The following is a 12,335-nucleotide window of genomic DNA, read 5'->3' as shown; positions in this document are numbered from 1 at the left end:
TCGCGTCTGGCGCACCACTTGCGCCGGTAGGTGAACTATCGCGGGCGGTCCGCGGTCGGGCGGTGCCGAAGGGTCAGCGTTCAGGCCGAAGCGCATGGCGATCGGGGCGTCTTCGATGATGTTTGCGTCCCCGATCCCGGCGCAGCTCCGGCGTAGCGTGGAGGAACGATCGGGACGCGGATCCGGATCGATCAACATTCTTTAGTCTGGAGACCATCACCATGAAACATCTGCTTCTCGCCACCGCTGTCGTTCTCTCCGGCGCCGGAGCCGCCCTCGCAGGCGGTAACGTGTCGCTCACCGACCAGATGGGCTGGTTCAACGGGTCGAGCACGACGCAGCTTGGCATGAACAACTCGGCCATCACCGTGCAGCGCGACTACGGCAACACCAGCACCACGGTGCAACGTGGGATCGCCAACTTCTCGGGCACCGGTCAGACCGGCGCGTTCAACAACTCGATCACCGATCAGCTGGGCCTCGGGAACTACTCGTCCACCATTCAGGGCAATGTCGGCAACTCGTCGGCCACGGTCCAGACCGGTGTCGGCAACGTGTCGAGCACGGTTCAGAACTGACGTCCCATGGTTGATCGGGCGGGCTGCGATCCGCCCGATCAACGTCTTGAAGGCGGCTGCTGTGCCGTCGCGACAGCAACAAGGAGAAAGGTTATGAGTTTCGCAACACAGATGAGAGCCCCCACGGCGCCCCCCGCGATCCTCGCGACCGGGCTTTTGGCCGCTCTGGCATTGGGCGTTATCGCGAAGGAAGCTGCGGCGCAGAGCCGGCCTTTCTATGATCCGAGTAGCGCCCCCATCGCATCCATCACCCCGCAGCCATCACGCGGCAATGTGGCCGTCACGCAGCAGCAGGGCAGCTTTAATGACGCCTCCACCACGCAGAGCGGTCACAACAATGTCGCGGGCACCGTCCAATCGGGCTCTGGTTTCGGCAGCTCGATCTCTCAGCTCGGCAACTACCAGACGGAGACCCATTTCCAGGGTGAGACCCGGCTGGGTGTGACCCGCAGCGGGAGCAGCGTTGGCGGAAACGGCTCGATCGGCATTCAGTTCGAGCTGAAATGAAACCGATAGCCGTCCGTTCAGCCCCGCCCGTCGCAACGCGTGCGGGGCAGGGGGACGAGAAAGGAGGCACACCATGCCTCGGAACCTGCAAATGCTCGACTACCTGCGTCGTGGAGGGCTGCTTGTCCTCATCGGAGGGATGCCATTCGGAATGGCGCTCGCGATGAGTGCGCAAAGCTCACAAGGCGCAGCCCCTCTCAGCTGCGAGATCGCAGAGCGCCCCGCAGCTCCGCATCTCGAGCTGACCGCGCGGGTGCAATCGGCGCGCGCAATGCGCGGGCGCTACTCCTTCACCGTGATCTCGAGCGGTGCGGGCGGCACCTCCAGTACCACGCAGGGCGGCGCTTTCGCCACCCGCGCGGACGAGGCGCAGACGCTGTCCAAGGTCTATGTCTCCGCCGGTCCACATGCCGTCGTCTCGGCGCGACTGGACGTCGAAGGCGAGGGTGGCGTGACCTGCAGTGCAAAAAAGTGATCGTCGGGCCCCGCTGATTCCGCCTCTGTCCGCGCCGCACATTGTCGGCGCGCATAGGCAAGCTTGATGACTGTCATTGTCGAAATTTCTCCGTGGTGGAGGATTCCCTTAATCAGAGGGTTAAGGGGATTTCGCCATGTCTTTGAGCATGCACGCTGAGAACGGCGCAGCGGTCGATCAAATTTTCACATCTGCCATCGAAGGGGATCTATTTCGGTCCGTGCTCGCGGTCGTCGCGATGAATTTTCCCGAAGCGACGCCGATGATTGTCGGGCTGGAACGGATGCAGGGCGCGGGGAACTTCCTGCTTCTCGATACGCCGAACCCGGAACTGCGCCGGGCCTTTGCCGAGGAGATGCGCGCCCCCGATGGCTGGGCGCACAGTCTGCACGGGCAGGAGATCGGCCGGGTCTATGACGACGGCGATCTCGGTGCGGAGACGGTGAATGGCGGGCCGATGGGTCAGGTGCTGCGCCGGACGAGCCCGCCCAGGACCTGTCTCGCCGGGGTCCTGTTCGATCGTGGCGAGCGTCATCTTCTGGGGATCGAACTGCGCTATCCGCGCCATCTGGAGGCGGAGCTGCGGCGGCCTTTGAAGGACTTTCTGACCCGGCTCGCCCGGCAGCTCGATGTGGCGACGCGGATCATGGAGGTGCGCCAACGGCTCGACGCGGCCGAGCGTCTGAGCGGTAATCTTCTGGAAATTCTGCCCTTCTCGGTGGTGCTGTGCAACGAGCGGCGCAATGTTTCGCGGATGAACGGGCGGGCGCGGGCGATCCTGCGCAATGGCCGCGCGCTGCAGGTTTCGCCAGATGGAACATTGCGGCTGTCCGATCCCGTCGTAGACGACGAATTTGCGACCCAGATCCAATCGCTGCAAGGCAGCCTGCGCCAGCGCGTCGCGATCATGTCCGTGCCGCGAAATCGCGGTGAGCCGCGCGAGATCCTCACAATCATCCGGCTGGCCGCGGGCGAGGCGGTTGGCCTGCCGGGCGCCGGGCCGAATTTCGCGGTGATCTACGAAGACCTCGATATGCCGCTCGAACTGGATCAGGATTTTCTCTGGCGGCTCTTCGGCATGAACGCGAAGGAGGCCGATCTCGCCCTGGCGCTGCTGGCGGGGGAGTCGATCGGCGAGCTGGCTTCGCGCCGACGGATGTCGAAGGAAACCTTGCGCAATCAGCTCGCGGCGGTGATGCGCAAGACCGAAACGTCGCGCCAACAGGAGCTGGTGGCCCTTCTGAGCCGCCTTGCTACGATCAATGCGACGGCGTGACGGCATAGTCCGCCCCCTCGGGTTCGCCCTCGGCGGGATGGTCGCGCTGGCCGCTCTGGCGCCTCCGGCGCTCGCGCAGCCGCCCTCGATGTGGCAGGGCTGGTCGCTCGCGCCGCCCCAACGCGGACCGTTCGTGCCGGGGCTGGGCACCCAGATCACCGGAGAGGACGGGCGCGGTGTGGAGTTCGGGCTGCAAGGCCCCATGCGCCCTCTGCAAATCCTGCCGCAGGCGGGCTGGACCCCGGATTTCTCGACCCGGCCTCAGCTCGGTCTGAGCTTCGGGCGCGGCTCCGGTTTCGCGCAGGCGCAAGCTGTCTCGGGTCTGCCGAGTTCCGGCACGCTCCTTCTGACGGGGCCGCGCACGGGGCAGGGCAATATCGCGATCGATCTGAACCCGATGCTTGGCGCGGGGGGCACGCTGTCGGGGGCGAATGCGACAGCCTCGCTGTCCCTTCCCGACGGGCATGGCGGCACCGTTCATATCGAGCAACAATCCTTCTCGCCCGCAGTCACTGGCAATCGCATCGAGACCTACGCGTTTTCGCCCGGCGCAGGCGGGGGCGGCTTCGCGGCGCTCAGTCTCGATGGCGCTACCGGAGAGGCCACAGCTCTGGCGGCCGTGTTCGATCCGGGCGGGTTTTCCGTTATCGGTCTCGGGGCGCCGGACAGCGTGAAGGTCGCGCAACGGGTCAGCGCGCATAGCCGGGTGCGCGAGCTGGGCGGCGTGATCGCGAGCCCGCTGGGTCACAGCCGCGACTGGAGCTGGGGCCCGCGTCTCGGCTTCGGGGATCTGTCGCGCCACACGGGCGAGACCTACACGACGACGGCCTCTCTCACGGCGAGCCGGGCCATCCCGGCCATCGAGAGCGCGCGCCGCACGCGCCTGCACGAGCGCAGCCAGAGCCTCACCTTGGGGCTGGGCGGGCGGCGTCTCGTGACCAGCGACCTGTCCTTCGGCCTCTATCTCGATCTCGGCGCAAAGGCGGTGTCGGCAAGCGGGCGCAGCGAGGAAACCCTCTCGATCCCGGGGCTCGCCTCGGCCAGCAACGCGCCCGAGCGGTCCCGATATTCCCATGTGGAACCGGTCCTGCGGGCGGGCATGGTCTTCGAGCAGCAAATCGGCCGGAACAGCGCCTTCGCCGTCTCTCTGGGGGTGCAGGAGACGGGGCAGGCGTCGCTCATTTCGCGCTCTTCGGGGACGACGACGGTCGGCTCCGGTTCGGTCTCGGCGGCGGCGCTCTCGACCGCGGGCGAGACCATCCGGCATGACGAAATTCGGTGGCGGCACGGGTTTGAGGGAACGATAACGTTTAATTTCCTCTACCGTTTCTGACCCTTGATCACCATCAAAGACAGGGCGGACAGGGCGCGCCGATCATGACATAATTCGGGAAAGGGTTTTGCGGCGCCATCAAAAGCGCGGCGGCGCTCCCGATAGGTGCGGAGGGGATAGGAGGTCGCGCCTGTGGAACAGCAGACAATTCTCGTCGTCGAAGATGATCCTTGCGTACGCGGCGCGCTGCGGGACTGCCTTGAGGCGGAAGGCTGGGCGGTGCGCGAGGCATCGGACGCCACTGGCATGATGCAGGAGATCGAAGCGGGCGACGTCGATCTCGTGACGCTCGATCTGGGGCTGGGGGCCGATGACGGGCTCGCACTCGCGCGTGTCCTGCGCGGGCGCAGCAATATTCCCGTCATCTTCATCACCGGGCAAGGGCAACCGCTCGACCGGGTGCGCGGTCTGGAAGCGGGGGCGGATGACTACATCGTCAAACCCTTCGCCGCGCGCGAGGTCGCGATCCGCATCCGTCGGGTGCTCGATGGCTACCGGACCCGCAACCTGCCGTGCGAGCGGCTGCGCATCGATCACAGCAGTATCGACCTGCGTCACGGCGTGATCGAGCATAATGACGGTCGCCGCGAGGATCTGACCGGAACGGAGGCGAAACTGCTTGAGTTGTTCCTCAGCCGCCCGGAGCAGGTGCTCTCGCGCGACGACATCAACCGGGTGCTCCACGGGCGCGACTGGTCGCCCTATGACCGGACCATCGATACCCATATTGCCCGGCTTCGACGCAAGATCGAACCGGCGGATGATGCCAATCGGATGATCCGATCCGTGCGCGGCGTGGGCTATGTCTTCACCGGCCAGATCATGGGGTAGGTCCCTCCGGCTTGAGCGCACGCGCGACCGCCGCACTCAACGTCGAGAGAGAATAAGGCTTCGTGAGCAATTCCACCTCGCGTTCGGCTTCGGGGCGCCCGGAGAAATGCTCGGACGTATGGCCAGAGGTCAGAAGGACGGGCAATGCGGGATCGCGGGCGCGGGCGCGATCGACAAGGTCGAAGCCCGAAAAGGTGCCGGGCAAGACGACGTCGGAAAACAGCAGCTCGACCGGCTCCCCCGCCTCGATCTGTTCCAGCGCCTCGGATGCGTTCGCGGCCTCGATCACCGCGTAGCCCAGAGCCTCCAGCCGGTCGAGAACTGCCTCGCGTACGAGCGGATCGTCCTCGACCACCAGCACCAACTGACCATCGCCCATTCGCAGCGCGTCGTGATGGTCGGCAGGCGCGGGCGTGGGCTCCCCCTCGGTCTCGGGCAGATAGAGCGTGATCGTGGTGCCTTTGTCGGGGGCCGTGTCGATATGCAGGAATCCGCCCGCCCGCGCGACCGAACTCGCCACGCTGGTCAGACCGAGCCCGTTCCCGACCTGCGCATCCTTGGTGGTGAAAAACGGATCGAGAGCCTGCCTGCGCACGTCCGGGGTCATGCCCTGTCCGGTATCGGTCACGCTCACCGTGAGGAAGCAGCCATGCCGCGCGCCGTCGATCTCGGCGGCCTGATGCGCGTCGAGCCGCGCGCAGCCGGTCTGAATGGTGATCGTACCGGTGGCCGTCATCGCGTCGCGCGCATTGATGACGAGATTGAGCAGCGCGCCGTCCAACTCCCCGCGATCCATGTAGACTTGGCCGTGATCGGCGCCGGGCAAGAGACGCAGATGCACCTGTTCGCCCAGCACACGCTCCAGCAGCGTCCATGTCTCGGCGAGCTGCGCATCGAGGCCGAAGCGGACCGGTTTGGGCGTCCGCGCTCCGGCAAGGGCCAGAAGCCGCTGATTGAACCCAGCGCCGATCTGCGTCGCGTCGATCGCGCGTTCCAGATGGGTGCGCGCGATATCTGCCATCTCGGCGCGCGAGGCAAGCTCCAGATTGGACAGGATGACGGTCAGCAAATTGTTGAAATCATGCGCAATAAGGCCCGCCATTCGGCCCACGGTTTCCAGCCGCTGCGCCTGTACCAGCGCCTCCGATATCCGCGCGCGCTCCGTGCGATCGAGGATCGCGCCGACGACGCCCAGCGGACGGGGCGGATCGCAGGTCTCATCAAACCGGATATTGCCGCGCAACTCGATCACCTTGGGCTCGGCGCTATCGGCAAGCTTGAACTCGATCGAAAACTTTCGGCTGCCGGTTGGGTCCAGCGCCGCGCGATAGACCGCGTCGAACTGCGCACGATCCTCCGGCGCGGCGAGGGCGAGCCATTTCTCGTAGCTGTCGGGCACCTCCTGCGTCTCCAGAAGCTGCCGGGCGGATCCGGTCGCGAGGAACGCATCACGGTCGAAATCCACTTCGAACAGGGCGATCCCGGCGGCATCCATCGCCTCGGCGATCCGTTCCGCGCGCAGAGCGGTCGGCGGCTGCGAGTCCTTCCCGGCGCTGATATCCTCGATGATGAGAATGATCCCCACGACGCCGCCGTGGCGGTGGATCGGTGCGGTAATCCAGCGGTTCCGGATCACACGCCCATCGGGGAGCGTCGTCCGGGTCTCGTCGCATTGCACAACCTCTCCGGCGAGCGCCTTATCGCGCGCGGCGGGGTAGCCCTCTGGCAGCCAGGGCAGCAGGTCGCCGTCACCCGGTTCGCTCGCGCCGGAGAGATCGACGCCGTAGGTCTCCTGAAACGCCGCCGAGGTCGCAACCAGACGCATCGCGGTGTCGAACACCGCGACCGGGATCGGCATCAGAGAGATCATGTCTCCCACACCATCGGCTAGCGCCGCGCGCGAGGCACGCGTCTTCGGCCCGGTGTCTTCGCGTTTGGAATTTACCACTGGCGCCACCTCATTTCGCGCTTGGCACCACGCCCTGATCACTCATGAAATCATACTCGGTTTCGTGTCCCGCCGTGGAGGAAAGACGAAAAAACGCACAAAACTATACCTGCCGGGCCCGCCGCTGAGAGGCAGATCCGGCCTTCCAATTGCGGTCGCTCAGACCGGGGTCGCGTGGCGGTGCTCGCCGAAACCCGCCCCTTGCAGGGAGGTCATGAACAGGTCCTGCACCTGCTTCTGGCTGTCGAATACCGCCTCCGTCATCTCCTCGGCATATTGCCCCCAGAGGCGGCGATAGAGCGCGGAATAATCGTCGATCGCGCCGGAATAGAACTCCGACCAGGCGGAGGCGATTGCAGCGGGATCGCCGGGATTGGACAGGCTGGCAAGCAGGGCGCGGTCGCAGGTGATGCGATCGGTGGTGAAGCGCAGCCATTCCTGATTGAGCTGCAACATGCGATCGGCCGCCTGAGTTTGCATCGCAACGATCGGGCCAAGCAGTGCCGGGTCCGGCCCGTCTGGCGGTAGCAGGCGTTTCACGAGCTCAGCATAGCCCGCGCTGGTGCGGGCGGTCGCGTCGGATTTGCGTGGCATAGGGGCCTCCCGGGATGTGATCTGACACATCGCGAGCTTTGCCGCGCGTGAGGCCGCGCGCATTGACCACGATCAATGCAGGTTGCGCGATGTGTGATCCACCGAGACATTCCGGGCCGGCGCGTCCTCGTTCTATCGCTGCCCTCCGCGTGTGGCGAAGTCCGGTGTGCGCCCGGGCGCATGTCCCTCGGACCCGAGTTTTGAGACGGGTGCTTTTCCGCCCCTGGACCATGTCTCGCGTTGAGACAGGCGCGGTGCGGGATCGGGCTCGGCAAGGGCCGCGCCGATCCGCTCGTTCTGGTATTTCGCAAGCCGTCGCAAGCGTCCGAGATCCCTGACCTCGAGATGGTCGGGCGCAAGCAGGCGGATCGCGCCACGCTCTTCGATCTGGTGCAATGCGCGGCACAGGGTCTCCACCGTCATGTCCAACAGCGAGGCCAGATCGCGCCGGGTCAGCACGATGCGAATTTGCGGTGTGCTGCCGTCGGGCGCACCGGGGAGCTGTTCGATCAGCCAAAGCGCGAGCCGCTGCACGGTGCTGCGCCCGCGCATTTTCACGACGCTCAACTGCAACTCCTCGAACTGCCGATTGAGGGCCGACAGACAGCCGCGGAAGATCTGCGGATGCGTTTGCAGGAAATTGTGCCATGTCTGGCGCGGCATCCAGCAGATCGCGGTGTCGGTGGCGGCCTCGCTGGAAAACCCGTTCACCTCGCGGTCCGGATCCCCGATCAGGTGCCCCGCGCGTAGAATTTGCAGAACGTATTCGTCCCCGCCTTCGGTCAGAACGACGACCTTCACAAGGCCGGAGGCGACGATGCCGACCCGTTCCGCCACTTCGCCCTGAGCCGCGATCTCGGCCCCTTGGTGATAGGTTTCACGGTAGCTGCGATGCGCAAAATCGAGGAGCGCTTCGCTCTCGAAGGCGCTGCAAAGTCCTGTCTGGCGCGCGATGCAGTCCTCGCATTTCGCGTCGACTTGCGGCCGTATGGCCTGAGTATTGAACATATTCCCCCCCTTTATGCCCCCCGATCGATGGCAGTGGTCGGGCAACACGCGTCTTTTGTGACTGCAGGAATCTTGCCGCCTCAGGGGCCATCTGTCAGGCGAGAAATTGTAGAGAAATGTAGATTTCCGAAATATGAGAGGCATTTCGCGCAATAATATTGCGTATCGTGGCGCGCTGACTGACCTGCGGTGCGCCATCGGCGGAGTTTTGAAACGCGCATTAAAACGGCCCCGCCGGCCGAGCCTTGGGGACAGACGCGCGGTGGCCGGCGGGTTTCGCGAAAGGCTCTTCGAGCAGACTCGAACGGGTGAGGTAGCCCCAACCCTCCGCGAATATCCAAGTATACGCCCGCGCGGCGCGCGTAGCATTATTGGGCGTCAATCGCAGCCACGACCGCGCAGGCTGCGGCCCTTCGTCAGGTTGCGCATCAACGCTCGGGTTTCGGTCCGCGCTCCGACCCAATCCAGTGCCTGAAGTGTGAAAAGACGTGTTGCCCCTCCGGGCGCCCTGCGTGGATTGGCAAAACCCTGCCCAGAGAGCGCACCGAACCGGGTCTGCGCGGTTCGCATTGACGGCGGTCAATGGCGCGGCGGGCCGGATGCGGTTTAGCTGAACGGGCCTCATAGCCAAGCTCGAAGGAGTGTGCGGATGTTTCGTTGGATCACCCCAGAAAACAGCCCTGACCTTCTCCCGCTGCCGCGTAAGCCACGGCAGGACAGCCGCGCGACGAAGACCATTCCCTGGCCTTTGTCGGGCGCGCGCGTTGAGAAAACGGGACCGGATCGCGCGCTGGAAGTCTCGGCGCTGAGCGACCTCGGGCTCTCGACGCAGGAGATCGCGCGCTATCTCGGTCTCGCCCTGCAGGAGGTCGCCCGGCTGCAAGAGGCGGATCTCGACCTCGGCGCAAGCCTCGACAACAACATGACCCCCGTCTATCGCACCCACGCGAAAGATATGCGTCGCGTGGGCTGAGCGGGCAGCTCTGCGATCACCCGCGGGTCATTGTCACCGCCATCTGGCAGAGGATCTCGAACATCACCGAGACGCCGAGGAAAGCGGTCGCGCCGGACGGGTCGAAGGGCGGGGAGACCTCGACCAGATCGGCGCCGACGATGTTGACCCCGTCGAGCAGGCGGATCACCTGCAGCGCCTGATAGGAATTTGGGCCGCCCACTTCGGGCGTGCCGGTGCCGGGGGCGAAGGCCGGGTCGATGAAGTCGATATCGTAGGAGAGATAGGTGGGCTTGGTGCCGACGATCTCGCGCGCCTCGGCCATCACATCCTCGACGCCGCGGGCGTGGAACTCCTCGATCGGGATCACGCGCACGCCGACGCTATCGGCGAAATCGCGGTCCTCGCTGTCATAGGTCGAGCCGCGAATGCCGATCTGCACGACGCGTTTCGGGTCCAGGAGACCCTCTTCGATGGCGCGGCGGAAGGGCGTGCCGTGGGTGTACATGTTGCCGCCGAAATAGCTGTGGAACAGGTCGGTATGACTGTCGAAATGCACCATGCCGAGCGGCTCGGGCGTGCCCAACGCGCGCAGGATCGGCAGCGAATTGAGGTGGTCGCCGCCTGCCGTGATCGGGCGGATGCCATGGGCACGGACGGTCTCGAAGAACCGGGTGATCCGGTCCATCGCATCCTGAATGTCGGCGGGGTTGGGGGCGACATCGCCGAGATCGGCACAATTGACCATCTCGAAGGGGCGCACGCCGGTCGCGCCGTTCTGCGCCCGGATCATCGTCGAGAGATCGCGCAGCTGGCGTGGCCCGTGGCGCGGGCCGGGACGGTTGGTGGTGCCGGAATCCCAAGGGCTGCCGATGAACCCGACCTGCACATCCTTCAGGCGCGGGTCGTCGAGTTCGACATGCGGCAGGCGCATGAAGGTCGGCACGCCCGCAAAGCGCGGCAGATCGAAGCCGGAAACCGGGTGGAAAAGGGGATCGCTGGACATGGGGTCGCTCCTGTCAGGTCATGACGCTGCCACCGTTCACGCCGAAGCATTGACCGGTGATGAAATTGCTCTGCGGGCCCGCGAGATAGCAGGCCATCGCGGCGATATCCTCGGGCTGGCCGAACCGGGCGAGCGGCGTCGCCATGTCGATTGCCAGCTGTTCGGGGCTCATCGAGGCGGGGCTCGTCATATCGGTCTCGATCGAGCCCGGCGCGATGGCGTTGACGAGGATCTTCGGTGCCAATTCACGCGCCAGCGTCCGGGTCAGCGCGATGATCGCGCCCTTCGAGGCGGTATAGGCGGACATTTCCTCGCGTCCGAGAAAGCCCAGATCGCTCGCGATATTGATGATCCGGCCTTCCTCGGTGCGGCGCACGAAGGCGCGCGACGCAAGGAAAGTACCGCGCAGGTTCACCGCGATCACGCGATCGAACTCGGCGATCTTCGTCTCGGCAATCGGGCTTTCGCGCAGGATGCCCGCGTTGTTCACGAGGATGTCGATCTGCCCGAAGCGCGACATGACGGCGTCGAACATCCCCTCGACCTGCGCCTCGTCGGAGACATCGGCGGGGAGGGATTCCGCCTCGGTCAGTTTTTGAAGCTCGGCCAGCGTATCGTGCGCCTGCGCATCGTCGGGATGGCAGAAGGCGACTTTCGCGCCCTGTTCGGCCAGCGCGAGCGCTATGGCGCGCCCGATCCCGCGCGAGCCGCCGGTGACCAGCGCGACTTTTCCCTGAAGGCTCATGACATTACCTCGCCACGGTCGACGTTGAGCGCCTGACCGGTGATATTCGCGCCAGCCTCGGACGCGAGGAACATATACGGGTCGGCCATATCGGCGGGCACCATCAGCCCGTCGATCGCTTGCGCGGCCATGATCTCGGCCTCGACCTCGGCCTCGCTGCGCCCGCTGGATTGCGCCAGTTCCCGCAGCGAATTGGCCGCTGGTCCGGTTTTCACCCAGCCGGGGCAGATCGCGTTGACGCGGATGCCGCGGGGGCCCAGTTCCTGCGCCCATGTCCGGGTCAGGCCCAGAAGGGCGTGTTTGCTTGCAACATAGGCCGAAAAGCCCGGCACGGCGGTGCGCGCCCAGATCGAGGCGGTGTTCAGGATGCGCCCGCCTTCGGGGATGCGCGAGATCAGCGCATCGGTCACGTTCTGCGTGCCGGTGATGTTGATCGCCACGATCCGCTCGAAGGTCGCATTGCCCAACGGGTTCGCACCGTTGAGCGGAGTGGGGCGTTCGAGGCCTGCATTGTTCACCAGCACATCGACGCGTTCGATATCGGCCAGCGCCTCGGTCACCATCGCGGCGTCGGCGATATCGCAGCGGATCGCGCGGACCTTGCCGGGCAGGCTTTCGGCAGCGTCATAGATAGTCTCTGTTTCGGACAGGATGATCAGGTCGGCGCCCGCGCGCGCGAAGCCTTCGGCAATGCCATAGCCGATCCCGCTCGATGCGCCGGTGACCAGAACGGTCTTGCCGGTGAAGTCGAATGTCACGCTCATTCCCTGCCGCGTCCTTCCTCTCGCATCAGCCGCATCAGATGGGCCTCCAGATCGGAGTAGCCGTCGAGTTTCACGGCCCTTTCCTTGTCGGCGATGCGGGTGCCTTGCTTGAACTCGGGCACGATCACCTCTTTCACGCGGCCCGGATGGCTCGAGAGAAAAACGATCTTGTCGGCGAGGAAAATCGCCTCCTCCAGATCGTGGGTGACGATCACCATCGTCGTGTTGGTCTTCTCGGCGACGTCGATCATCAGCTCCTGCATCAGCCAGCGGGTCTCGGCATCGAGCGCACCGAAGGGCTCGTCCATCAGAAGCAGT

Annotated in this window: 13 protein-coding genes and 1 pseudogene; 7 read left to right on the top strand and 7 right to left on the bottom strand. The window is 65.2% G+C overall.

The window, feature by feature from the left end; all coding sequences use genetic code 11:
* The first annotated feature begins 221 nt into the window (after positions 1 to 221).
* The 6 genes from B3D39_RS03665 (at position 222) to B3D39_RS03640 (ending at position 5,000) form a co-directional block, all read left to right on the top strand.
* On the top strand, positions 222 to 578 hold the full coding sequence (locus tag B3D39_RS03665) for a hypothetical protein (protein WP_078541300.1): 357 nt from the start codon (positions 222 to 224) through the stop codon (positions 576 to 578).
* A gap of 93 nt (positions 579 to 671) precedes the next feature.
* A complete protein-coding gene (locus B3D39_RS03660) occupies positions 672 to 1,085 on the top strand; it encodes a hypothetical protein (RefSeq protein ID WP_274962563.1) in 414 nt (137 codons plus the stop codon).
* Between the two features lie 73 nt (positions 1,086 to 1,158).
* Positions 1,159 to 1,560 carry a curli-like amyloid fiber formation chaperone CsgH gene (gene csgH, locus B3D39_RS03655; RefSeq protein WP_078541297.1) on the top strand — a complete coding sequence of 134 codons (402 nt, stop codon included), beginning with the start codon at positions 1,159 to 1,161 and terminating at the stop codon, positions 1,558 to 1,560.
* Between the two features lie 238 nt (positions 1,561 to 1,798).
* On the top strand, positions 1,799 to 2,836 hold the full coding sequence (locus B3D39_RS03650; RefSeq protein WP_274962564.1) for a helix-turn-helix transcriptional regulator: 1,038 nt from the start codon (positions 1,799 to 1,801) through the stop codon (positions 2,834 to 2,836).
* On the top strand, positions 2,823 to 4,169 hold the full coding sequence (locus B3D39_RS03645; RefSeq protein ID WP_274962565.1) for a hypothetical protein: 1,347 nt from the start codon (positions 2,823 to 2,825) through the stop codon (positions 4,167 to 4,169). The genes B3D39_RS03650 and B3D39_RS03645 overlap by 14 nt, the downstream gene beginning before the upstream one ends.
* 132 nt (positions 4,170 to 4,301) lie before the next feature.
* Positions 4,302 to 5,000, top strand: coding sequence for a response regulator transcription factor (locus B3D39_RS03640; protein ID WP_274962566.1), 699 nt, complete (start codon positions 4,302 to 4,304; stop codon positions 4,998 to 5,000).
* Here B3D39_RS03640 and B3D39_RS03635 read toward each other — a convergent pair.
* The 3 genes from B3D39_RS03635 to B3D39_RS03625 all read right to left on the bottom strand — a co-directional run bounded on the left by B3D39_RS03635 (position 4,990) and on the right by B3D39_RS03625 (position 8,550).
* Positions 4,990 to 6,870, bottom strand: a complete 1,881-nt coding sequence (locus B3D39_RS03635) for a hybrid sensor histidine kinase/response regulator (protein ID WP_286789389.1) — start codon at positions 6,868 to 6,870, stop codon at positions 4,990 to 4,992. The genes B3D39_RS03640 and B3D39_RS03635 overlap by 11 nt on opposite strands.
* 237 nt (positions 6,871 to 7,107) lie before the next feature.
* The gene (locus B3D39_RS03630; RefSeq protein WP_274962568.1) at positions 7,108 to 7,542 is read right to left on the bottom strand and encodes a hypothetical protein; all 435 of its coding nucleotides are present in this window, start codon (positions 7,540 to 7,542) and stop codon (positions 7,108 to 7,110) included.
* 132 nt (positions 7,543 to 7,674) lie between these two features.
* A complete protein-coding gene (locus B3D39_RS03625; protein WP_274962569.1) occupies positions 7,675 to 8,550 on the bottom strand; it encodes a Crp/Fnr family transcriptional regulator in 876 nt (291 codons plus the stop codon).
* 649 nt (positions 8,551 to 9,199) lie between these two features.
* Here B3D39_RS03625 and B3D39_RS03620 point away from each other — a divergent pair.
* The gene (locus B3D39_RS03620) at positions 9,200 to 9,523 is read left to right on the top strand and encodes a hypothetical protein (RefSeq protein ID WP_274962570.1); all 324 of its coding nucleotides are present in this window, start codon (positions 9,200 to 9,202) and stop codon (positions 9,521 to 9,523) included.
* 16 nt (positions 9,524 to 9,539) lie between these two features.
* Here the strand turns inward: B3D39_RS03620 and speB are convergent, their stop codons facing one another.
* The 4 genes and pseudogenes from speB to B3D39_RS03600 form a co-directional block, all read right to left on the bottom strand.
* On the bottom strand, positions 9,540 to 10,508 hold the full coding sequence (speB, locus tag B3D39_RS03615; RefSeq protein ID WP_274962571.1) for an agmatinase: 969 nt from the start codon (positions 10,506 to 10,508) through the stop codon (positions 9,540 to 9,542).
* Between the two features lie 13 nt (positions 10,509 to 10,521).
* Entirely contained in the window at positions 10,522 to 11,253 is a 732-nt protein-coding gene (locus B3D39_RS03610) for an SDR family NAD(P)-dependent oxidoreductase (RefSeq protein WP_274962572.1), read from the bottom strand.
* Positions 11,250 to 12,017 carry an SDR family NAD(P)-dependent oxidoreductase gene (locus tag B3D39_RS03605; RefSeq protein WP_210402040.1) on the bottom strand — a complete coding sequence of 256 codons (768 nt, stop codon included), beginning with the start codon at positions 12,015 to 12,017 and terminating at the stop codon, positions 11,250 to 11,252. Before B3D39_RS03605 ends, B3D39_RS03610 begins: the two co-directional genes overlap by 4 nt.
* Positions 12,014 to 12,335, bottom strand: a pseudogene (locus B3D39_RS03600) (nitrate ABC transporter ATP-binding protein); the annotation flags it as partial. The pseudogene B3D39_RS03600 and the gene B3D39_RS03605, both read right to left, overlap by 4 nt.

Origin of the sequence: Thioclava sp. UBA3469, from assembly GCF_002378135.1 — a bacterium.
Lineage (GTDB): Bacteria > Pseudomonadota > Alphaproteobacteria > Rhodobacterales > Rhodobacteraceae > Thioclava > Thioclava sediminum.
Note: the sequence above shows the minus strand (reverse complement) of the source record. Positions and strands in the feature narration are given on the sequence as shown.

Bases quoted from the DNA above. Each gene is read 5' to 3' on its own strand.
- B3D39_RS03665 (WP_078541300.1), top strand. From the start codon at position 222: ATGAAACATCTGCTTCTCGCCACCGCTGTCGTTCTCTCCGGCGCCGGA.
- B3D39_RS03660 (WP_274962563.1), top strand. From the start codon at position 672: ATGAGTTTCGCAACACAGATGAGAGCCCCCACGGCGCCCCCCGCGATC.
- csgH (WP_078541297.1), top strand. From the start codon at position 1,159: ATGCCTCGGAACCTGCAAATGCTCGACTACCTGCGTCGTGGAGGGCTG.
- B3D39_RS03650 (WP_274962564.1), top strand. From the start codon at position 1,799: ATGAATTTTCCCGAAGCGACGCCGATGATTGTCGGGCTGGAACGGATG.
- B3D39_RS03645 (WP_274962565.1), top strand. From the start codon at position 2,823: ATGCGACGGCGTGACGGCATAGTCCGCCCCCTCGGGTTCGCCCTCGGC.
- B3D39_RS03635 (WP_286789389.1), bottom strand. From the start codon at position 6,870: ATGATCTCTCTGATGCCGATCCCGGTCGCGGTGTTCGACACCGCGATG.
- B3D39_RS03630 (WP_274962568.1), bottom strand. From the start codon at position 7,542: ATGCCACGCAAATCCGACGCGACCGCCCGCACCAGCGCGGGCTATGCT.
- B3D39_RS03625 (WP_274962569.1), bottom strand. From the start codon at position 8,550: ATGTTCAATACTCAGGCCATACGGCCGCAAGTCGACGCGAAATGCGAG.
- B3D39_RS03620 (WP_274962570.1), top strand. From the start codon at position 9,200: ATGTTTCGTTGGATCACCCCAGAAAACAGCCCTGACCTTCTCCCGCTG.
- speB (WP_274962571.1), bottom strand. From the start codon at position 10,508: ATGTCCAGCGATCCCCTTTTCCACCCGGTTTCCGGCTTCGATCTGCCG.
- B3D39_RS03610 (WP_274962572.1), bottom strand. From the start codon at position 11,253: ATGAGCCTTCAGGGAAAAGTCGCGCTGGTCACCGGCGGCTCGCGCGGG.
- B3D39_RS03605 (WP_210402040.1), bottom strand. From the start codon at position 12,017: ATGAGCGTGACATTCGACTTCACCGGCAAGACCGTTCTGGTCACCGGC.